Source organism: Bowmanella pacifica, assembly GCF_014645355.1.
Taxonomy (GTDB): domain Bacteria; phylum Pseudomonadota; class Gammaproteobacteria; order Enterobacterales; family Alteromonadaceae; genus Bowmanella; species Bowmanella pacifica.
This window is the reverse complement of record NZ_BMLS01000004.1, coordinates 261,203-278,716: the sequence shown is the minus strand read 5'-3', so window position 1 is coordinate 278,716 and position 17,514 is coordinate 261,203. Positions and strand designations below refer to the sequence as shown.

23 protein-coding genes are annotated in these 17,514 nt (G+C 51.1%); 11 read left to right on the top strand and 12 right to left on the bottom strand.

Annotated features, from left to right (window positions below; genetic code table 11):
- Window positions 1-164: 164 nt before the first annotated feature.
- On the bottom strand, window positions 165-908 hold the full coding sequence (gene fkpA, locus IEX02_RS14120) for an FKBP-type peptidyl-prolyl cis-trans isomerase (protein ID WP_188696461.1): 744 nt from the start codon (window positions 906-908) through the stop codon (window positions 165-167).
- Window positions 909-1,167: 259 nt separating this feature from the next.
- On the opposite strand from fkpA, the gene IEX02_RS14115 reads away from it, so the two are divergent.
- Genes IEX02_RS14115 through IEX02_RS14105 form a run of 3 tightly spaced genes read left to right on the top strand, consistent with a single transcriptional unit; the run spans window position 1,168 to window position 3,315 of the window.
- On the top strand, window positions 1,168-2,136 hold the full coding sequence (locus tag IEX02_RS14115; RefSeq protein WP_188696458.1) for a WD40 repeat domain-containing protein: 969 nt from the start codon (window positions 1,168-1,170) through the stop codon (window positions 2,134-2,136).
- A 20-nt stretch (window positions 2,137-2,156) separates the two neighbouring features.
- The gene (locus IEX02_RS14110) at window positions 2,157-2,372 is read left to right on the top strand and encodes a SlyX family protein (protein WP_188696455.1); all 216 of its coding nucleotides are present in this window, start codon (window positions 2,157-2,159) and stop codon (window positions 2,370-2,372) included.
- A 25-nt stretch (window positions 2,373-2,397) separates the two neighbouring features.
- Entirely contained in the window at window positions 2,398-3,315 is a 918-nt protein-coding gene (locus IEX02_RS14105; RefSeq protein ID WP_188696454.1) for a formate/nitrite transporter family protein, read from the top strand.
- A gap of 15 nt (window positions 3,316-3,330) precedes the next feature.
- Here IEX02_RS14105 and IEX02_RS14100 read toward each other — a convergent pair whose 3' ends face one another.
- Window positions 3,331-3,534: a YheV family putative zinc ribbon protein gene (locus tag IEX02_RS14100; RefSeq protein WP_188696451.1), complete on the bottom strand. Its 204-nt coding sequence runs from the start codon at window positions 3,532-3,534 to the stop codon at window positions 3,331-3,333.
- A gap of 92 nt (window positions 3,535-3,626) precedes the next feature.
- Here IEX02_RS14100 and IEX02_RS14095 point away from each other — a divergent pair, with 92 nt between their 5' ends.
- The 5 genes from IEX02_RS14095 (at window position 3,627) to IEX02_RS14080 (ending at window position 7,459) form a co-directional block, all read left to right on the top strand.
- Window positions 3,627-5,537, top strand: a complete 1,911-nt coding sequence (locus IEX02_RS14095) for an ATP-binding cassette domain-containing protein (protein WP_188696448.1) — start codon at window positions 3,627-3,629, stop codon at window positions 5,535-5,537.
- Entirely contained in the window at window positions 5,524-6,012 is a 489-nt protein-coding gene (locus IEX02_RS14090; protein WP_188696444.1) for a TIGR02444 family protein, read from the top strand. Before IEX02_RS14095 ends, IEX02_RS14090 begins: the two co-directional genes overlap by 14 nt.
- Before the next feature lie 29 nt (window positions 6,013-6,041).
- On the top strand, window positions 6,042-6,170 hold the full coding sequence (locus IEX02_RS20480; RefSeq protein ID WP_268237425.1) for a hypothetical protein: 129 nt from the start codon (window positions 6,042-6,044) through the stop codon (window positions 6,168-6,170).
- 66 nt (window positions 6,171-6,236) lie between these two features.
- Window positions 6,237-7,241 carry a hydrolase gene (locus IEX02_RS14085; protein WP_373285012.1) on the top strand — a complete coding sequence of 335 codons (1,005 nt, stop codon included), beginning with the start codon at window positions 6,237-6,239 and terminating at the stop codon, window positions 7,239-7,241.
- A complete protein-coding gene (locus tag IEX02_RS14080; RefSeq protein ID WP_188696441.1) occupies window positions 7,238-7,459 on the top strand; it encodes a YheU family protein in 222 nt (73 codons plus the stop codon). Before IEX02_RS14085 ends, IEX02_RS14080 begins: the two co-directional genes overlap by 4 nt.
- Here IEX02_RS14080 and IEX02_RS14075 read toward each other — a convergent pair.
- From IEX02_RS14075 to nudE, 3 genes are read right to left on the bottom strand one after another with little or no spacing between them, the layout of a single operon-like run.
- Window positions 7,456-8,022: a YceI family protein gene (locus IEX02_RS14075; protein ID WP_188696437.1), complete on the bottom strand. Its 567-nt coding sequence runs from the start codon at window positions 8,020-8,022 to the stop codon at window positions 7,456-7,458. The genes IEX02_RS14080 and IEX02_RS14075 overlap by 4 nt on opposite strands.
- Window positions 8,009-8,854, bottom strand: coding sequence for a 3'(2'),5'-bisphosphate nucleotidase CysQ (cysQ, locus tag IEX02_RS14070; RefSeq protein ID WP_188696435.1), 846 nt, complete (start codon window positions 8,852-8,854; stop codon window positions 8,009-8,011). The genes IEX02_RS14075 and cysQ overlap by 14 nt, the downstream gene beginning before the upstream one ends.
- Window positions 8,854-9,417 carry an ADP compounds hydrolase NudE gene (nudE, locus tag IEX02_RS14065; RefSeq protein ID WP_188696434.1) on the bottom strand — a complete coding sequence of 188 codons (564 nt, stop codon included), beginning with the start codon at window positions 9,415-9,417 and terminating at the stop codon, window positions 8,854-8,856. The genes cysQ and nudE overlap by 1 nt, the downstream gene beginning before the upstream one ends.
- 104 nt (window positions 9,418-9,521) lie before the next feature.
- Between nudE and yrfG the strand changes: the two genes are divergently transcribed.
- The 3 genes from yrfG to IEX02_RS14050 all read left to right on the top strand — a co-directional run bounded on the left by yrfG (window position 9,522) and on the right by IEX02_RS14050 (window position 12,414).
- Window positions 9,522-10,211: a GMP/IMP nucleotidase gene (gene yrfG / locus IEX02_RS14060; RefSeq protein WP_188696610.1), complete on the top strand. Its 690-nt coding sequence runs from the start codon at window positions 9,522-9,524 to the stop codon at window positions 10,209-10,211.
- A 218-nt stretch (window positions 10,212-10,429) separates the two neighbouring features.
- Window positions 10,430-12,031, top strand: a complete 1,602-nt coding sequence (locus IEX02_RS14055; RefSeq protein ID WP_188696431.1) for a S41 family peptidase — start codon at window positions 10,430-10,432, stop codon at window positions 12,029-12,031.
- Window positions 12,028-12,414, top strand: coding sequence for a hypothetical protein (locus IEX02_RS14050; protein ID WP_188696428.1), 387 nt, complete (start codon window positions 12,028-12,030; stop codon window positions 12,412-12,414). Before IEX02_RS14055 ends, IEX02_RS14050 begins: the two co-directional genes overlap by 4 nt.
- 67 nt (window positions 12,415-12,481) lie before the next feature.
- Here the strand turns inward: IEX02_RS14050 and IEX02_RS14045 are convergent, their stop codons facing one another.
- Genes IEX02_RS14045 through gspH form a run of 7 tightly spaced genes read right to left on the bottom strand, consistent with a single transcriptional unit; the run spans window position 12,482 to window position 17,513 of the window.
- A complete protein-coding gene (locus tag IEX02_RS14045; RefSeq protein WP_188696427.1) occupies window positions 12,482-13,225 on the bottom strand; it encodes a type II secretion system protein N in 744 nt (247 codons plus the stop codon).
- Window positions 13,226-13,227: 2 nt separating this feature from the next.
- Window positions 13,228-13,707, bottom strand: coding sequence for a type II secretion system protein M (locus IEX02_RS14040; protein ID WP_188696424.1), 480 nt, complete (start codon window positions 13,705-13,707; stop codon window positions 13,228-13,230).
- Window position 13,708: 1 nt separating this feature from the next.
- Complete coding sequence (gene gspL, locus IEX02_RS14035) at window positions 13,709-14,905, bottom strand: type II secretion system protein GspL (RefSeq protein WP_188696421.1); 1,197 nt, start codon at window positions 14,903-14,905, stop codon at window positions 13,709-13,711.
- Complete coding sequence (gene gspK, locus IEX02_RS14030) at window positions 14,902-15,873, bottom strand: type II secretion system minor pseudopilin GspK (RefSeq protein WP_188696418.1); 972 nt, start codon at window positions 15,871-15,873, stop codon at window positions 14,902-14,904. Before gspK ends, gspL begins: the two co-directional genes overlap by 4 nt.
- Window positions 15,860-16,498 carry a type II secretion system minor pseudopilin GspJ gene (gspJ, locus tag IEX02_RS14025; RefSeq protein WP_188696415.1) on the bottom strand — a complete coding sequence of 213 codons (639 nt, stop codon included), beginning with the start codon at window positions 16,496-16,498 and terminating at the stop codon, window positions 15,860-15,862. The genes gspK and gspJ overlap by 14 nt, the downstream gene beginning before the upstream one ends.
- Window positions 16,498-16,896 (bottom strand): type II secretion system minor pseudopilin GspI, encoded by a 399-nt coding sequence (gspI, locus tag IEX02_RS14020; RefSeq protein WP_229702227.1) that lies wholly within the window; start codon window positions 16,894-16,896, stop codon window positions 16,498-16,500. The genes gspJ and gspI overlap by 1 nt, the downstream gene beginning before the upstream one ends.
- Complete coding sequence (gspH, locus tag IEX02_RS14015) at window positions 16,893-17,513, bottom strand: type II secretion system minor pseudopilin GspH (RefSeq protein ID WP_188696412.1); 621 nt, start codon at window positions 17,511-17,513, stop codon at window positions 16,893-16,895. Before gspH ends, gspI begins: the two co-directional genes overlap by 4 nt.
- Window position 17,514 lies beyond the last annotated feature (1 nt).

Here is a 17,514-nt window from a genome sequence, read left to right as displayed (position 1 = left end):
ATTGAAACTGAGCTGGGTAGCAAACAAACTGGAAAGAACGTAACCGGCGAAAGCCGGCCCATGTCACCCGTATAACGGGTATTGCGACGAGGGACCCAAGGTTCAGCAGGGAAATAGCTGGTGAAGACAAGAAATGCCGGGTACGAAAGTACCCGGCTTTTTCTTTATTCGGCGTCGCCTTCACCTTCGATACCCAGCAGCTCTACTTCAAATACCAAGGTAGAGTTAGGGGTGATCGCACCAGTTGAACGTGTACCGTAAGCCAGTTCAGAGGGGATAAAGAATTTGAATTTAGAGCCCACTTTCATCAACTGTACACCTTCGGTCCAGCCGGAAATAACACGGTTCAGCGGGAATACCGCAGGTTCACCACGCTTGTAGGAAGAATCAAACTCGGTGCCGTCTAACAGGGTGCCCTGATAGTGAACACGAACAGTATCTTCTGCTTTGGGTGATGCGCCTTCACCTTGGGTCAGCACTTCATACTGCAAACCAGACTCGGTCACGGTTACACCTTCGCGTTTGGCATTTTCGGCCAGGAAGGCTTTACCCGCTTCGATATTGCTGGCGGCCATTTCATCTTGTCTGGCTTGTTGCTTTTCATTGACCAGTGCATCCAAAGCGGTCAGCACCGTTTGGATTTCCTGTTGCTCAAGTTTAGATTCACCGCCCAGGGCGTCTTTAAAGCCTTGAATCACCAACTCGCGATCCAGCATGATGCTGACATCTTCCTGCATATCCAGTTTCTGGCCGATGAATTGACCAACAGAGACCCCCAGGCCGTAAGCTTGTTGTTGTTCCTGACTCTCCAGCTTGACTTCTTGCGCGGTAGGCTTGGCTTGTTCCTGCTGACAGGCTGTCAGGGTAAGGGCCGACAATACGAGGGCGGCGATAGCGGTTTTTTTCATCAACTTCTCCAGTGAGTATGTGTTATCTAATATCGCTCTGGTTGGCTTGCTGATATCAGCAACCCCAGGTGCTTATACTTGTAGCACCACGGCGAATGTCCGAACTTTGAGATGCAAGGAACAGGAAAGTTTCCTGTCAGGCGAAAAGAAGTGATATTTGTGCTCAGAATCTTTGCGCTTTCCCTGCTGCTATGGACAGTCAACGGGACAATGGGCTTATACTAAACCCTTAGTGGTAAAAGCGAAACCTAAGGATGTCATGCTTCAAAAAGTGTTTTTGTTACTACTGATAACAGCGATAACGGCGTGCAGCATACCCGGTAGCACGCCGGATGCTGCTTATGAGCATGCTCCTGGCGGCGCGCTGGCGGCGGCTATTTCGGTGGACAGTGGCCTGGTTGTGGTTTCCTCGGTGGAAAACGGTATTGCCGTGTGGGACATGCAGACTCAGAAACAACGCTATCAGTGGCGTCATCAAGGAGAAGGCAACAATCTGGTGGCCAGTACCAGAATCGCTTTTGATAATAGTTATGTTGTGACCTCGGACCGTGAGGCGTTTGCCTTGTGGAGCCTAAGCACCGGCGAGCCTGAAGGATTCTGGCGCATTGATGAGTCTTCCATTCGCGATATTGCTGTTGCTGATCAAGGCAGGGGGATTCTGGTGGGACGGGGCAACGGCAAGGTGATGTTTTTTGAGCCCCAAAGCGGACGTCGTTTGGAATTTCTGGGCCATCAGGAGAAAATCAACAGCGTTGATTTGTCGCCTAATGGCTTCTATGCATTAACTGGTGGCAATGATTTTATGGCATATCTGTGGGATACCCGCAGTGGCCAGGTGGTATACAGCTTTTCTCACCCCAGCCGGGTAACTAAGGTGGCTCTGGATGTTCAGGGCCGATATGCTTTTACCGCCGACAGTAAGAACAATGCGCGGATTTGGGATCTGCGCACGGGGCAACAGGTCAGCAAGTTACATTATTTGCAGCGTCAGAAAATCTTCTCAGCGGCTAAATTCTCTGAAGATGGTAAGTACTTGCTAACAGGTTCGCCATCCAGGGGCTTGAGTTTGTGGGATGTGAAAAGTGGCGACGAAGTAAGCAGTTGGATGGTAACGCCCAGGCGGGGCAGTCAACCACAAAGCGCAGTAGTGTATGATGTGGCCTTTATGCCGGGGCGTCAGGTCATGTCACACAGTAGCAGTGGTCTGACGGAAGTCTGGTCTTATTGATTTAGCTGAGGAATACCCAGATGCAAGATGATTTACTGCAGGATATAGAGTTACTGCAAACCAAGGTGGCGTTCCAGGAAGACACTATAGAGAAGCTCAGTCAGGCCCTGGCGGACCAACAAAAGCAATTGGATGCCTTGCAGTTCCAAATGAAGCATGTAATAGACAGACTCAGGCAGCAGCAAGTGTCAAACATTGCCAATGAGTCGGAAGAAATGCCCCCCCCTCACTACTAAGCGAAGGGAACCGCAGGAGTGCACAATGCAGGAAAACAAACAGCTGGTATCTAGTCGTGGTGAACCGCTAGGACGGGAGCAGGACACCGGGCGCAGTAAAGAACGGCGTCAGGAAAACAGCGAGTTTGTGTCTGTTATTGTTAAACGTACCGACGAAACCTTCCGCCATCCCGATGATATTCTGGAAAAGGCCATAGGCGAGGGCCTGGAACAAATATCCAGGCCGACCTTGTCTCTGCTGTTGTCGGCCGTTGCAGCCGGTATGATCTTGTGTTTTACCGTGCTTGCTGTTGCCGTGATGGCAACGTTAATGACAGGCGGCGAACATCCTTTCAGCCGGGTGATTCTGGCCGCCAGCTATCCGCTGGGGTTTGTACTTTGTATCCTCAGTCGTACCCAGCTTTTTACTGAACACACCGCCACGGCGGTATATCCGGTATTGGATGGCAAGGCCAAACTTAATGGCCTGTTTCGGTTATGGGGCATTGTTATTCTGGGAAATTTACTGGGGGGCTTGTTATCCAGTGCGTTACTGATGGCGGCCGAACCGGTAATTCATGCCAGTGAAGGCTACCTGGTACTGGCTCGTCATTTACTGGCTTATCCGGTGCAAACCCTTTTTGTCAGCGCCATTCTGGCGGGTTGGCTGATGGCCCTGGGGGCCTGGATTGTTTTGTCTACCTATTCCACTCTGAGCCAGATTGTCAGTATCTACATTGTGACTTTTCTGATCGGCCTCGGCGGTTTTCATCACTCCATCGCGGGCTCTATTGAGTTATTTGTCGGCTATTTTTCATCCGATAGCATAACTTTCTGGCAATTGCCGCCGGTGATCCTCACCGCCCTGGCGGGAAATCTGGTTGGCGGCAGCGTGTTTGTGGCGATGCTCAACTATGGCCATATCCGCCATTCTCAGCGGGCCGATAACAAAGCTAAAAAGTAACAGATTGCAGGCCCGTCAGGGCTTAAATACCCCGATAACCGACTCGTTACTGCGGGTCACGGCATTCACCTTATCGTCGGGTTGGCTTTGTTTATGCCCACATTGCACGCATTCCACATGCTCCAGATTGTTCTGCATATACAACATTAAGGTATCTGTCGCCTTGCATTTGGGGCAAGTGGCGCCGGCGATAAAGCGTTTGCGGGTTTTTTCTGACATCGGATTGGCCCTGGACTGTTGGAGATGGATACCATTTCCCTGATTGGGGCGGGTATAATATCGCGGTTTATTTCACAGTTGTAGCCGAGCCCATGATTCAAATTACCAACCTTAGCCTGATGCGTGGCAGCAAAGAACTGCTGCAGGACGCCAATGCCACTATTTATCCGGGCCACAAGGTTGGATTGGTGGGGGCCAACGGCTGTGGCAAGTCGAGTTTGTTTGCCCTGTTTAAAGGCCAGTTACAGCCAGATCAGGGAGAGTGTGATCTTCCCCGGCAATGGCAAATTGCCTCGGTTGCTCAGGAAACACCGGCTACAGACCGCAGTGCCCTGGACTATGTGATTGACGGTGATCATCGGCTTCGGACTATCCAGGCACAACTTGCCGAGGCTGAATCGGCCCATAATGGCGAGCGAATTGCCGCCCTGCATTTGCAACTAGAGCAAGCGGGCGGCTATCAGGTGGAGTCCAAGGCGGCGATTATTCTCGCCGGTTTAGGCTTTTCTCAGCAGCAAATCGGTTTGCCGGTCAGAACCTTTTCCGGGGGCTGGCGTATGCGTCTTAACCTGGCACAGGCGCTGCTATGTCATTCTGACTTACTGCTGCTAGATGAACCCACCAACCACCTGGATTTGGACGCGGTCATCTGGCTAGAGCGCTTTTTACAGCGTTATCCCGGTACCCTTATCCTGATATCCCACGATAAGGCGTTTTTGGACGCGGTAGTGGAAGAAATCATCCATGTAGAGCAGCAGAACCTGAATGCCTACAAAGGTAACTACAGCGCTTTTGAAGGGCTTAGGGCCGAAAAGTTGCGCCAGCAAGACTTGCAGTTCCAGAAGCAACAAGCACAACGGGCGCACTTACAGTCTTTTATTGATCGTTTTAAAGCCAAGGCCAGCAAAGCCAAACAAGCACAAAGCCGGGTTAAGCAACTGGAAAAAATGGAGCAACTGGCACCGGCACATTACCAAAGCGGTTTTTCCTTCGAATTTATGCCGCCACCCAAGTTACCTAACCCTTTGGTTAGTATGGAACAGGTACAAGTTGGCTATGGGGATAAGGTTATCCTACAGAAACTGCAGTTAAACCTGGTGCCTGGCAGCCGGATTGGCCTGTTGGGACGTAATGGCGCCGGAAAGTCGACGCTGATCAAACTGTTGGCCGCAGAGAATAAGCCGCTTCAGGGGCAGTATGTTACTTCGGCGGGTCTGCAAATTGGTTATTTTGCTCAGCACCAGTTGGAGTATCTGGATCCCGAGGCATCAGCACTGACTCATGTGCAGCGCCTCGATAAGCTGGCAACCGAACAGTCATTGCGTGATTTCTTAGGCGGCTTTGGTTTTCGCGGCGACGAAGCCCTGAGCCCGGTGGCGCCTATGTCTGGCGGGGAGAAAGCGCGTCTGGTGCTGGCACTTTTGGTCTATCAGAAGCCCAACCTGTTGTTGCTGGACGAACCCACCAACCACCTGGATCTGGATATGCGCCATGCCCTGAATATGGCCATTCAAGGTTTTGAAGGCGCGATGGTCTTAGTATCGCACGACCGTTTTCTGCTGACCTCGGTGTGTGATGAGTTTTATCTGGTGGACAGTGGGCAGGTGCAGCCCTTTACCGGTGATTTGGACGATTACAAAAATTGGTTAAGTAATACCGACCCTGCCAAGACAGAACAAGCCAAGCCTCAGGAGCCTAAGGTTGACCGTAAGGCGGTGAAGCGCCTGGAAGCCGAGTTCCGCCAGCGCACCCAACCGCTGCGCAAAGCCATTGATGCGCAGGAAAAACGCATGGATAAACTGAATGCCAGCCTGACGGATATTGAGAGTCAGATGCTGGATACCTCTTTGTATGAGGAACAACACAAGGCGAAGCTTAAAACGTTGTTAGAGCAGCAGGTGGACGTTAAGCAGGAGCTTGAAGAGCTGGAACTCAGCTGGCTGGACAATCAGGAACAATTGGAAAACCTGCAACAGGAGTTTGACGCTAGTGTGGCAGACTGAAGACTTCTGGCAATTCAGCCTGGCGCTCTACCAGAAGCGGGGAGCGCTATGTTTGCAATTGCAGGATAGTTACGCCATGAACGTGAATCTGGTGCTGTTGTGTCTGTATCTACAACAGCATGGAATGGGAATATCACAAGCCAGCTTACCAGCGCTGATAAACAGTCTAGCCAGCACCGAACAGGTTATTACTCCCTTGCGCGCTGTAAGACGCCAGGTTAAAGGGTTGGATGGCTTGGCGTATCAACACTTACTCGATGCCGAACTACAGTTAGAAAAGCGCCAGCAAGCTGACCTTATACAATGTTTGAATCGACTGCCTGTCGCAGACTTGGGTGAAGATAATCTCGTTTTGTACGCGTCCGTTGTGCAGCCGCAGATGCCAAGTGAGTTAACCGCGCTGATTGCGCAATTACAAACCGACGCAAAAGTTGACCGGGGTCAAAGTGAGTTGCCGCAGCAACGCGTAAAGTGATAGCCGAATTAATGCCATAGGAGGCTATCATGTGGGAACTTATTCTGAATGACCCGGTTGCCTGGGGTTCTCTGCTCGGTTTGGGGGTGGTCCTGGCCATCTGTTTTTACTATGTCTACCTGTTTATTCGTAACAGCATAGACGGCGAACCTCACTGATCAGCCTTGTCTTCGTCGCTGCTCTGGTGTCAAATCCCGTTGATTGACAGATGGAGCAGCAGAGAAGTGAGTGGCACAGAGTTTGGTCATATTGTAGAAAGCGCGTTCAGGCCCCCCTGGTGGGCGAGAAGCCCCCATGTCCAGACAATCTGGCCGAGGTTGTTGCAAAAGCGCCGTGCTATCCAATTACACTGGGAGTCGCTGGAATTACCCGATGGTGACTTTGTGGAATTGGCCTGGACCCCGAATATTGCCAAGCCGAAGGGGTTAGTGGCTTGTTTTCACGGCCTGGAAGGTTCTGCTCGCTCACACTATGCCAACGATATGTTGGCGGTTTTGCACAGTCAGGGCTGGCGCGGCGTCATGATGCACTTTCGTGGTTGCGGTACTCAGCCCAATCGCACCACACGCGCTTACCATTCCGGTGATACGCTGGATGCGACCTTTTTTCTTGAAACCTTAGCTAACCGTTTTCCACATGTGCCTAAGGTCGGTATGGGCTTTTCTCTTGGCGCCAACATGCTGCTAAAACTGCTTGGCGAAAAAATCAATCAATCCTGGTTACAAGCAGCGGTTGCTATTTCACCGCCGTTTCGCCTGGCCAATTGTGCTCAGAGCATTAATCAGGGCTTTTCCAGACTTTATCAACGCTATCTGCTGGGTAGCATGTGCAAGCGCTTGCTGGAAAAAATGAACCGGCTGGATTTCTCTGCACTGGCATTAAATGAAGAGAAAGTCAGAGGGTTTCAAAGCTTTCGCGATTTTGACCAGCATGTGACGGCGCCGCTGCATGGTTTTGCCGATGCCGATGATTATTATCAGCAATGCAGCGCTGTTGCTTACTTAAACAAAATTTCAACCCCCACTCTGGTGTTGCATGCGTTGGATGACCCTTTTATGAATCCTCAGGTGGTGCCTCAGGCCCATGAAATATCTCCCTTTGTGCGGCTGGAACTTAGCCAACAGGGAGGGCATGTCGGTTTTATGCAAGGCACACCCTGGCGGCCGGTTATCTGGACGCATCAACGGGTGGTAGACTTTGTTCGCCCTTATTTGGAAGACAGTGCATGATTATTCCCGTTGATGAGCTTGAAACTGACACTTTGCTAAACATTATTGAAGCTTTTGTATTACGGGAAGGGACTGACTACGGTAGTGAAGAAGTGTCGCTAAAAGAGAAGATTCAGCAAGTGCATCAACAGCTTAAGTCTGGTGATGCACTGCTGGTGTATTCTGAACTACATGAGTCGGTCAATATCGTGCCGGCTTCGCAGTTCAATACTGATTAGTTGGCGCTGCTGAAAATCACGTTGAAAGTGACGGGAACTGTCTGATCAATGCTGGCCAGGCCCGCCAGTTCCTGCAGTTTTTTCACACCATCGGTCAAACCAAACTGCACTGTGTTAAGCAGAATGGGTTGCGTGGTGGTGGCCAGCAACTGCTCATTGGCTAAGCGCGTAATTTGTAAAGGTATGGGCAGGATTTGTGATTTGGTATTCAGCTCTAACTGACCTTTAATCTCCAGCGCCGTGGATTCACCCACATCCAGCTCCATCACGGTTTTTGGTACCTGGGCGGTCAGGGTGGCGTTAGGGAATAGCTTAAACATGTGCTCGCGCATGCGCTCATTGCGGATAGGAATGTTGGTTTCTACCGAATTCAGCTCAATATTGATCTTCAGGCTGCCATCGTCGGCCAGTGTGCCGCTAAATGCCGTGAAGTGGTGCGTTTCGGTAACCAGGTTGTTTTTGGTTGACAGGAAACTCAGGCTGGATGCCGATTGATCCAATTGCCAATCGGCCAGGGCGGCTTGAGAACAGAGCAGCAGGGCTGCCAGGCTAAGACTTTTCATGATTATCCTCTTGTTGATATTTTACGACTTCCTGCCAGTCGACACTGGGGTCTCCCAGCACCACAAAATCCGGATTAGTCAGGCTGTTGCGTTTATTGTATGTGAGCGGTTCAAAATTGGCCGCCAAAATTTTTCCGCCAGCTTCGGTAACTATGCATTGCGATGCGCCTGTGTCCCATTCGCCGGTGACACCAATTCGCAGGAACACGTCGGCTTTACCCTCGGCAATAAAACAGGCCTTGAGTGAACAGCTTCCCAACGGCAAGGCCTGATAGGTGCGGCTGCTATTCATACGTGACATGACCTTTTCCCGCGACTGCCTACGGCTAATGGCCAGTACGACCACGCCATGGACGGGATCATCCAGCTTGCGCACGCTAATGCGTTTGTCTTCCTTAGGGGTTTCTTTAAAAGCGCCGTTACCTTTACTGGCGTAGTACATTGAATCGCCAGCTGGCCAGTAGATCACCCCAACGACAGGTTGGTTATCTTCAACCAGAGCGATATTGACGGCGAAATCGCCGCTGCGGGCAACAAACTCCTGGGTGCCGTCTATAGGGTCTATTAGCCAATAGCGCTTCCAATGTTGGCGCGATTGCAGGTCGCCATTGTTTTGTTCTTCCGACATTACCGGAATATCGGGCGTCTGTTTGGCAAGTGCGGCCTGAATGATATCGTTGGCCAGGTAGTCGGCACTGGTGACCGGCGACTCGTCGTCCTTACTGTAGCGCTGATAATCACCGCTATCATATATCTTAAGAATGACTCGCCCGGCTTCGCGGGCAGCTTGTTTGGCTATTGCCAGGTATTTACTCGTGTCGCCGTTTGACATTACCTATTCCTTAGCCACCTCTCTGTTAACAGCAAGGCAGCAATACTGCGGGCTTCGGTGAAATCTTCGCGATCCAACAGGCGGTCCAATTCCCGTATTGACCAGGGAACGACTTCCAGTGGTTCAGGTTCATCGCCTTCCAGACGTTTAGGATACAAGTCTTCGGCAATCAATATGTCCATACTGGCATTAAAGAACGCCGGTGCCATACCAACACGATGTAAGCGGTGTAGCTTTGTGGCACCATATCCTACTTCTTCCATCAGCTCACGGTTTCCGGCCTGCAGACAATCTTCACCTGGATCGATCAGACCTTTGGGAAACCCCAACTGATAAGAATGTGTGCCTGCGGCATACTCTCTGACCAGCAGCAGGGTTTCGGGGTCCAAAAAGGGCACCAGCATGACCGCACCGCGTCCCGAACCTTTCATGCGCTCGAACTCTCGCCGTGCGCCGTTGGAAAATTCCAGATCCAGCTTTTCGATGTGGAAGAGGCGGCTGCTTGCCACCAACTGCACCTCATGAATTTTGGGGAGGGCCTTGTCCGACGTGACTTTACTCATCTACCTGTCGCGTTAGAATAACTCGCCCTAACTATAACCCAATAAATGGCGGATAAAACAGCGGATTGCCGCGGAAACGCTAATTTGTTGCGATAACGGAGTAACTGGCTATGTTGCCTTGGACACAAATTGATACCGTATTGCTTGATATGGACGGCACCTTGCTGGACCTACATTTTGATAACCACTTCTGGCTGGAGTTGATTCCCGCCAAGTTGGCAGAGCGTGACGGAGTCAGCTTGGACGCTGCCAAGGCACGTATGCAAAAAGACTATGATGCGGTGACTGGCACTATTGCCTGGTATTGCCTGGATTATTGGGCTGAGCGTTTGCAAATGGATATTGTCAGTGCCAAGCGCGAAGTGCAGCACCTGATTAGTTTGCGTGAGGACACCATTCCTTTCTTAGATGCCCTACATGATAGCGGCCGGCAGGTAGTTTTGGTGACCAATGCTCATCCGGGTAGTTTGTCATTGAAGGTGGAACGTACCCAGCTTGATCAACATATTGACCAACTGATTTCTACCCATGAGTTTGGGGTAACCAAAGAATCTCAATCTTTATGGCAGCAATTGCAGGCACGCTTGGGCTTTGACCCCGCTCGTACTTTATTTGTGGATGACAGCCTGATTATCCTGGAAGCCGCCCGTCAGTTTGGTATTGGTCATCTGTTGGCGGTCAGTAATCCTGACTCGAAAAAGCCGGTCAGAGAGATAGAGGAATTCCCGGCAATTCAGGATTATCGCTATTTGCTGGAAGATATTCGCCGCAATCCGGTTGTGCGTGATAGTTAATTAAAATCCACAGATGTTTGGTTATTGTAATCCTGTCATCTTGACCCCAGGCTCGGTATCGCTTTAACTGCTGTTAGTGGCATTGAACACTTATGCATTCTTTTGGAAGGCTCCATTTGTCAGTGCGCAGTGCCACTAAAAGGATGCAGGCACTGGCTTCGTTAGGACATGAAGCTGGTTCCTGAAAATTATAAGAAGCCTACAAGGGCAGGAAATCTATGCAAATCACAACACAGAGCATGAAACTCGGCCTTACACTTAGCACTCTCTTAACCTTAGCAGCCTGCGGTGGCGGCGGTAGCTCGGGTGGCACCTCCCCAATCAATAATGCTTCTGCCGCACAATGGCAGGCCGGTGTATATGCCGCTTCTGCCAGCCTCAAAGATCAATGTGAGGCGCCACGCAGTGGTGTGGATCCTGTCACTAACCAAGCCTACGCAGATCGAAAAGGCAGTGAAACCCTTGAAAAACTCTGGCTGCGCTCCTGGAGTCATGAAAGTTATCTTTGGTATGACGAACTGGATGATGTGAATCCTGCGGGTTATAGCGTGCTGGAGTATTTCGAGCGCCTGAAAACCGACCAGCGCACCGCGTCGGGCAGTTTGAAGGACAACTTTCATTACGCTCAGGATACAGCCGAGCGCAATAAACGCACCCAGTCTGGGGTGGCAAGTGGTTATGGCTTTGAATGGGTGTTGGACAGTCCCTATGCACCCCGTCGTTTGCACGTGGTGTACATTGAGCCTGGTTCACCGGCTGACTTGGCAGGTATTCAGCGGGGCATGCAGCTAATCAATATCAATGGCCGGGATGTGGTTAATGATGAAACGACTGCCGGTGTAGACGCTATTAATCAGGGGTTGTTTCCTGACTCGGTAGGGCAGCAAACCTCTATGACCTTTAGCACCTCAGGTGGTGATTTGTTTGAGGTAGTGGTTACCTCAGCGGATTATGAGATTAAAGCGGTAGCTAAAACGTCCGTGTTGGATACCGCGCAAGGGCGGGTTGGTTATTTACTGTTTAACACTTTTAATATCTTTAAATCCCAGCAAGCACTGAAGGATGCTGTGCAACAGCTTAAAGACGCCAATATCACTGAACTGGTGCTGGATTTGCGTTACAACGGCGGAGGGTTGCTGGCTCAGTCCTCGCAACTCGGGTATATGATCACTGGTCCGGATATTATTCCGGCTGATGGGTTCTTTGAAAAAGTGGTGTTCAACGGTAAATTTGAAAGGGACGAAGAGATTGGCTTTTTCAACCAATTACTGACTGAAGACTTTTATTCAACCGGGATCGAGCTGCCAAGTTTGGATTTAACCCGGGTCTATGTGTTGTCCAGTAACAGTACCTGTTCAGCCAGTGAAGCGCTGATTAACGCACTCAGAGGTATTAATGTGGAAGTGGTGTTGATAGGTGACACTACCTGCGGCAAACCTTATGGTTTTTTCCCTACCGATAATTGTGGTACCACTTATTCCACTATCCAGTTTAAAGGCGAGAATTACGCTGGTTTTGGCGAGTATGCTGATGGCTTTAAACCGAAACTGCGGCCTAACCTGAATTTTATGGACGAAGTGCCTGGCTGCAGGGTGGATGACGACTTAAACCATGCTTTGGGGGATACCCAGGAGGCGGTGCTGGCTGCCGCGCTTCAATATATGCAAGATGGCAGCTGTCCGCTGGCGCCGCCAGCGGCTAAGCAAGTCAAACAGCTGTCTACCACTCGCCCGGCAATTCAGCGTAGCAGCGCAATAGATCCGCTATGGAACAATAAGGTTTACCCGTCCAATGTCATGCCACAGGGGATGAATCAATGAAAAACAAACTGATATTGTTCTGCACTCTGTGTTTGCTGGGGGCCTGTCAGGGCACTGCCATGTCGATGGTTCCTGCGCTGATTATCAACCCATCGCCTGAGGTAAAGGCCGAATTACAGCAGGTGTTGGAGCAGGCCACAGGCACACCGCAGATACCTTTGCTGGAAACGGCCTTAACCACCAGTCATAAATTGTTGCTGGAGCGGCAAGCGTTACGTGATGGGCAGGGACGACTACTGAATGGGCGGCATCGGGAGCCTCCATTGGTTTTTGAATTGTACATCTCTGCCGAGGAGTGCTGGTTAAAGCAGGCCGGTAGCGAGCGTCAGTTTGTTCTTACGTTGGCTAAGTGCCGTCCGGCCTCTGTCAGTGGTCAGCAATAAATTAACAAGTGACGACTTGTAAGGTCGTCACTTACGCATAACAGCCTCATCTTTTACAAGGCGTTAGTTAGAACCGAATTTGGTAATAACCCTGGTTATCGGGTTTGCCGAATAGCCGTGCTGCCTGGTGTACTTCTTCAGGTAAATCGGCGGACGGCTTAAAGCGGCCTTGCACTTTCACCTTAAAGTTTGCTGGTATTCTTGCCTGCGCGCTTAGGCCAAAGCTGTTGGGCTCTTTAATGTTCAGCACCATGTTTTGCTGATCGCAGCCTAGTTCGGCGTTAAAGTTGCCCAATGGAATAAAGCCACGGGTGCCCGATACCTGGGCATTTAACCATTGGCCCGATCCCTTGATGGCCTGGCAGCCGTTTTGGTCATAAGCCAGTTCATCCAGCGCCACTTTAAAGCGTCCTGCGGCGTTAACCGGCAGGGGTAAAGGTAATTGTGAAATTATCAGATCTGTAGGTAGATACAGATCCAAGCCGTCACTGTTAGCACTGCTACTGCCCAGACTAATATGCCCCTTCAGGGCGATTTGCTCGGCATCGCGGCTGTTTCCCGCATCCAGCTGCAAAGAAAGTTTGCCGGTTAGCAAGGCCCAGGGGTTAACTTGCCAGGACAGCTGACGCACAGGTATGCCCTGGTATTGCACCAGTGCTGCTCGACCTTGCCAGATACTGCCCTGCAAACCTTGTACTTGAAGTTGAGGCGGTAAGGGTAAACGCGGAACAACCTGGGCAGCAGGGAGGCTGGCTATCAGGAATAACAGATAGGCTAGCCCGGCCAGGGCGACAATCTTAACCGACTTCATGCTTATCCTTTGCTTAACTGTAATCTGCGAATGCGGATTTGGCCGGGGCGGGCGGTTTCGGCAAAATCGGCATCTAATATGCTGATGCCCATTTGTTCCAGGCTGTGCAGCCAGGCAATGACTTGGTTGAAGGGCGCTTCATCCACCCAAACCTGCAGCTCGTCACCTTGTGGCTGCATCCGAGCAATACTGATATTCAGCCGGCTGGCGGACTGATTGACGGCTTGGGGCAAGGAGCCATTAAACTTGGCTCCCTGGCTGGTGCTGCCCTTAAGCTGTTGTACACGATTGGCGTTCTTTTGTACCCAGCTCAGTAGTTCCTGTTGATCGGCGACAGTGGCACTGTTTCGAGCAATGGATTGATTTAAGGGGGACCATACCAATAGATAAAACAGCAAGGCGGCAAGCACCAGGGTTGCAATCAGTACCAGTCGCTGTTCGCGCTCGGATAGTGCTTTAAACTTCTCCATGATCTGCTTCACATCAGCTCCTTACCGATAGCGAACCGACCACTTGGTTGTCGGTATTGTTAATGGCACCTTGCTCCACACTAAAGCCTTGGCCTTGTGCCAAGCGTCGAAACTGCTCTAATGCTTCGAAGTTGTCGGCCGTCGCCTGCATACGAAGTTCGGCCCGCTTGCTATCAAATTTCAGGGTTTGTGGCAGTACCTTGCTCTGCGCAAAAGCCGGACTGAGCTGTGACAACATCACTAACATGGACGTGCTGCCTCCCCCTTGTTGCAGTTCGCTGAGCTTCTGTTTCATTTGCGAGCGTACATTCACGATACGTCTCACTTCAGGGAAGGCACGTTTAAACTCAGCTTCTATCTGTGTTTCCAACTGCTCGCGCTGATTTGCCAGCTGGTTGGCCTGAATGCCTTTATCAATCAGGCTGGTGGTGAGTGCGACCGCCGCCAGAATGGCTGCCAGGCGCCATTTTTGCCATTGCCCTTGTTGCTGACGCTTAGGCTTGAATTCGCCCTGCAGTAAGTTGAACTGGCTGGCCAGTGCCCCCTGTGCCAGCACTTTCATGGGCATTTCCAGTGGCTCGGCCTGTTGCAGCAAATTCGGTGAGTCCGGCAGACTCAGGGAAGAGTAATTGGCAATAGGGAGCGGCTCGCTTAACTGCTTGGCGTGATGGAGCAGGGCATCCATCATCCAGCTTGCTTCCCCTTGCATGCCTTTCCACTGATCCTGACGAATCAGCAACTGTTCGCCGATTTGCAGCAACGCCCAACCTTGTTGCTGAACTGGCAGGGCGAGAACGTCTGGCAGTAATTTATGACAGATTAACTCCGCACTCTGCAAGGTGGTTAACCATTGCTGCAGGCTTTCCTTATTCACCACCGCCACGGCCTGTTGGTTACCCTGGCGTGGACCCATGGCAAAAAACTGGCTTTCGATATCACTGCATAGTTCATCTTCCAGCATATAGGGGATGGCCGTCAGTGCCTTGCGACTGGCCTTGGCTGGCATGGTTACCCAATGCAGTAGCACATCACTGGCTGGTACCAGAGCCGTGACGGGGCGTGAACCCGCCCGGTCTTTCAGGCTACTCAATTGACTGGCATCGGCAAATTCGCCGGAGGCAATGATATCCTGCTCGGTGTTAGACCAAACCAGCCATTGAACGGGCTCCTGAGGGGTTGCCCCCAGCCTGACGATCAGCTGTTCTGTCATTGAAATCCTCCAAATTGCCGGCGTATTACACTGGCCTCATTGCTGTTGCCAACCTTCAGCAGGGATGACATGGCGAAACTGGCGTTATTGTAGCGGCTTCGGGTCTGTAAAAGAAAATACCCAGTGGTGATATTGAACCAGTCTTTCTGCTCATCCTGCAAATTAAGGTTAGTGATTTCCGGCATGCTGAGAAAATCCTCAACGCGCTCAAAGCCCGCGGGTTTACGCGAGGAGATAATGCCTTTTACATCCTGCAGACTGATATTGTTACCTAATAGTGCATGTAGCAGAGGCGCTCTGGATTCATCCAGGGTGTTGACGTTTATTTTCAGTTCCATCGAGCCAGGAATAACGCACAACATGGGCAGTACTTTGTTCAGCCACTTGGGGTTAGCACCATTGACCATGCGTAATTCACTGATATCAATCATCAGCCCATTGGCGGGTAAATAGGGAGGCTGCATGGCTTCATAATCACTGTCTTCTGCCCCAAATGGACTGAGGTTGTCATCTTCGTCCAGCCAATCCAGCACCGAGTCGCTGAATACATCTACCTCATATGAGGGAATATCAAATTCGTCTGATTGCAGCAGGCGTTTGAATGCGTCGGCTAAGGGGCGCTTGTTGTTGCTGCTTTGTAGCGCATTGACGTTAAAGCAGCTTTGCATATCGGTGAGCTTGGCTTCAATGCTACCGCCTTCCAGTGGAAACTGAATATCACTGGCCGCCCAGGGTTGGTTGAGATTTATCACCCCATTGGCATTTTGCATTTGCTCGCCAACGGCTTTGATGGCGTACTGTTCCGCCCCCATGGCATTCCAATAGGCTTGATTGCTGTCTTTAATATTGCCGGCTCGTTTGGCTTGTAGCTGCAAACGTGAGCCCATTTGTGTGGCAAGCACACTGACGAGCGCCACTATCATTAGCACCAGCACTAAGGCTACCCCACGCTGTTTAATCTGGCGCATTTGGATTGCCTCCTTCTGATGCTAACAGAAACTCTCTGCGAATCAGGCCAAAGTCCAGGCTGTCAATTTCTACGGCAATGGCCCTGGGCAATACTGAGCCGATGTAATCATCCTGCCAGTCCAGAGTGCGGTTGTTATTATCTTCACTGTCGATAAGAAATTGCACGCTAAAGTCTTGTACATCATCAAGCAACACCACCACTTTGGGCTCGGCGCCTATAACGTTGTCTGGACGTAAGGTATACAGCCGCTGTAACTGACCTTCCTGCAATCGGTAACCTACGGCCTGTAAGGTGCTTCTGGGTAACATTAACAGCGGGTTTTGCCAGCCTGTACGCACTAAGGCCAAACCGTCGGCTTCACTTTCTATTTGGTCGCGCCCACCACTGATTACTTTGCCGTTGGCTTCACCGGCAATTCGCACTGCTCGGGGGACGGCCTGCAGAATATCGCGCTCCATATAAAGCATGGCTCGTTGCAGAGCTTCCAGTTTGGCAATACGCTGTTTGGAAATACTGTTGGAGTCGGTAGTCGTCGTTAGCACCGAATAGGACGCCAGACCGATCATGGTAAAAATGGCCATGGCGATCAGAATTTCCAGTAAGGTGAAGCCTCTGACTGCCATCAATTTGCCCTCTCGGGCTTGGCTAAATAAGTACTAACCGAAGTAATGGCTTGCGGGGCCTGCTCATCGAGTCGCACTTCCACTTCTATCTGACGCAGTTGCTTGTCAGCGGTTTCTTTAACGATCTGCTTCCAATACCAGGTGCGGTGAGCCATGTCCATCTGACCCCGTTGGTTATTTTGTGGCGGCCAGCGTCCTTCCAGATGCACTTGGGTCAGACGGTTATTGGCCACCCAGGTGGCCAGGGTGACTTCCTCTATCATACCGATATTGTGCAGGTGTTCGCCGGCGGCTTTCATAATGGCGGTGCCTGCCAGTGCGAAGATCAGCAAAGCTGCCATGACTTCCAGCAATGTCATGCCGGAAACATAAAAAGGGCGGGCGCAGGTCTTAGTCATGGGTGATCCAGCGCTTCGCTGACTTGCAGCGGTGGCATATCCACGGCATCGACTCTGAATGCAGCGGGCTCTTCATTGCCAAAGCTCGGCTCGAATTGGAAAGTCAGACTAAAAGGGGTGATTTCACCACTGGAGAGCAGCAAAACTTGTGGTGGGGGGAGTTTTTCTTCTTCCTCCCCAATTGCCACCTCGTCTTCACTGACCGACAAGGTTTCATCAAACAAGCCCTGATCAAATAAACTTTCTTCTTCCTGCCAGGGCAGATCATCAAGTTCCAGAGCCAGGGTCACGTCCTCTTCCAGTTCGCGTTGCTCGAATACCTTGTCTTGCTCAATGCGTTGCCACTTTTGCTCTTCATCCAGGTACACAAAGTAATAGCTGCCTTCCTCTATACGCAGCCCTAACTCTTGCTGGTTAAGCACCGCGAAATCGGAGGCCATGTTGACCACCACAGCGAAGCGCTGAGCCTGCTCCTCCAGTTTCTGTTCCGCACTTTTACCCAGTGCCGTAAAGGTTACTGTGCTGACAATCAAGCCCATCAGCAGCAACACCAGCATAACCTCCAACAGGGTAAAGCCCTGCACGTGGCGTGAGAATTGTGGGTGCTGGCCTGGCATG

What these genes read in the sequence shown, in the direction of transcription:
- fkpA (WP_188696461.1), bottom strand. Translation starts at nt 908, where the DNA reads ATGAAAAAAACCGCTATCGCCGCCCTCGTATTGTCGGCCCTTACCCTG.
- IEX02_RS14115 (WP_188696458.1), top strand. Translation starts at nt 1,168, where the DNA reads ATGCTTCAAAAAGTGTTTTTGTTACTACTGATAACAGCGATAACGGCG.
- IEX02_RS14110 (WP_188696455.1), top strand. Translation starts at nt 2,157, where the DNA reads ATGCAAGATGATTTACTGCAGGATATAGAGTTACTGCAAACCAAGGTG.
- IEX02_RS14105 (WP_188696454.1), top strand. Translation starts at nt 2,398, where the DNA reads ATGCAGGAAAACAAACAGCTGGTATCTAGTCGTGGTGAACCGCTAGGA.
- IEX02_RS14100 (WP_188696451.1), bottom strand. Translation starts at nt 3,534, where the DNA reads ATGTCAGAAAAAACCCGCAAACGCTTTATCGCCGGCGCCACTTGCCCC.
- IEX02_RS14095 (WP_188696448.1), top strand. Translation starts at nt 3,627, where the DNA reads ATGATTCAAATTACCAACCTTAGCCTGATGCGTGGCAGCAAAGAACTG.
- IEX02_RS20480 (WP_268237425.1), top strand. Translation starts at nt 6,042, where the DNA reads ATGTGGGAACTTATTCTGAATGACCCGGTTGCCTGGGGTTCTCTGCTC.
- IEX02_RS14080 (WP_188696441.1), top strand. Translation starts at nt 7,238, where the DNA reads ATGATTATTCCCGTTGATGAGCTTGAAACTGACACTTTGCTAAACATT.
- IEX02_RS14075 (WP_188696437.1), bottom strand. Translation starts at nt 8,022, where the DNA reads ATGAAAAGTCTTAGCCTGGCAGCCCTGCTGCTCTGTTCTCAAGCCGCC.
- cysQ (WP_188696435.1), bottom strand. Translation starts at nt 8,854, where the DNA reads ATGTCAAACGGCGACACGAGTAAATACCTGGCAATAGCCAAACAAGCT.
- nudE (WP_188696434.1), bottom strand. Translation starts at nt 9,417, where the DNA reads ATGAGTAAAGTCACGTCGGACAAGGCCCTCCCCAAAATTCATGAGGTG.
- IEX02_RS14055 (WP_188696431.1), top strand. Translation starts at nt 10,430, where the DNA reads ATGCAAATCACAACACAGAGCATGAAACTCGGCCTTACACTTAGCACT.
- IEX02_RS14050 (WP_188696428.1), top strand. Translation starts at nt 12,028, where the DNA reads ATGAAAAACAAACTGATATTGTTCTGCACTCTGTGTTTGCTGGGGGCC.
- IEX02_RS14045 (WP_188696427.1), bottom strand. Translation starts at nt 13,225, where the DNA reads ATGAAGTCGGTTAAGATTGTCGCCCTGGCCGGGCTAGCCTATCTGTTA.
- gspL (WP_188696421.1), bottom strand. Translation starts at nt 14,905, where the DNA reads ATGACAGAACAGCTGATCGTCAGGCTGGGGGCAACCCCTCAGGAGCCC.
- gspK (WP_188696418.1), bottom strand. Translation starts at nt 15,873, where the DNA reads ATGCGCCAGATTAAACAGCGTGGGGTAGCCTTAGTGCTGGTGCTAATG.
- gspJ (WP_188696415.1), bottom strand. Translation starts at nt 16,498, where the DNA reads ATGGCAGTCAGAGGCTTCACCTTACTGGAAATTCTGATCGCCATGGCC.
- gspI (WP_229702227.1), bottom strand. Translation starts at nt 16,896, where the DNA reads ATGACTAAGACCTGCGCCCGCCCTTTTTATGTTTCCGGCATGACATTG.
- gspH (WP_188696412.1), bottom strand. Translation starts at nt 17,513, where the DNA reads ATGCCAGGCCAGCACCCACAATTCTCACGCCACGTGCAGGGCTTTACC.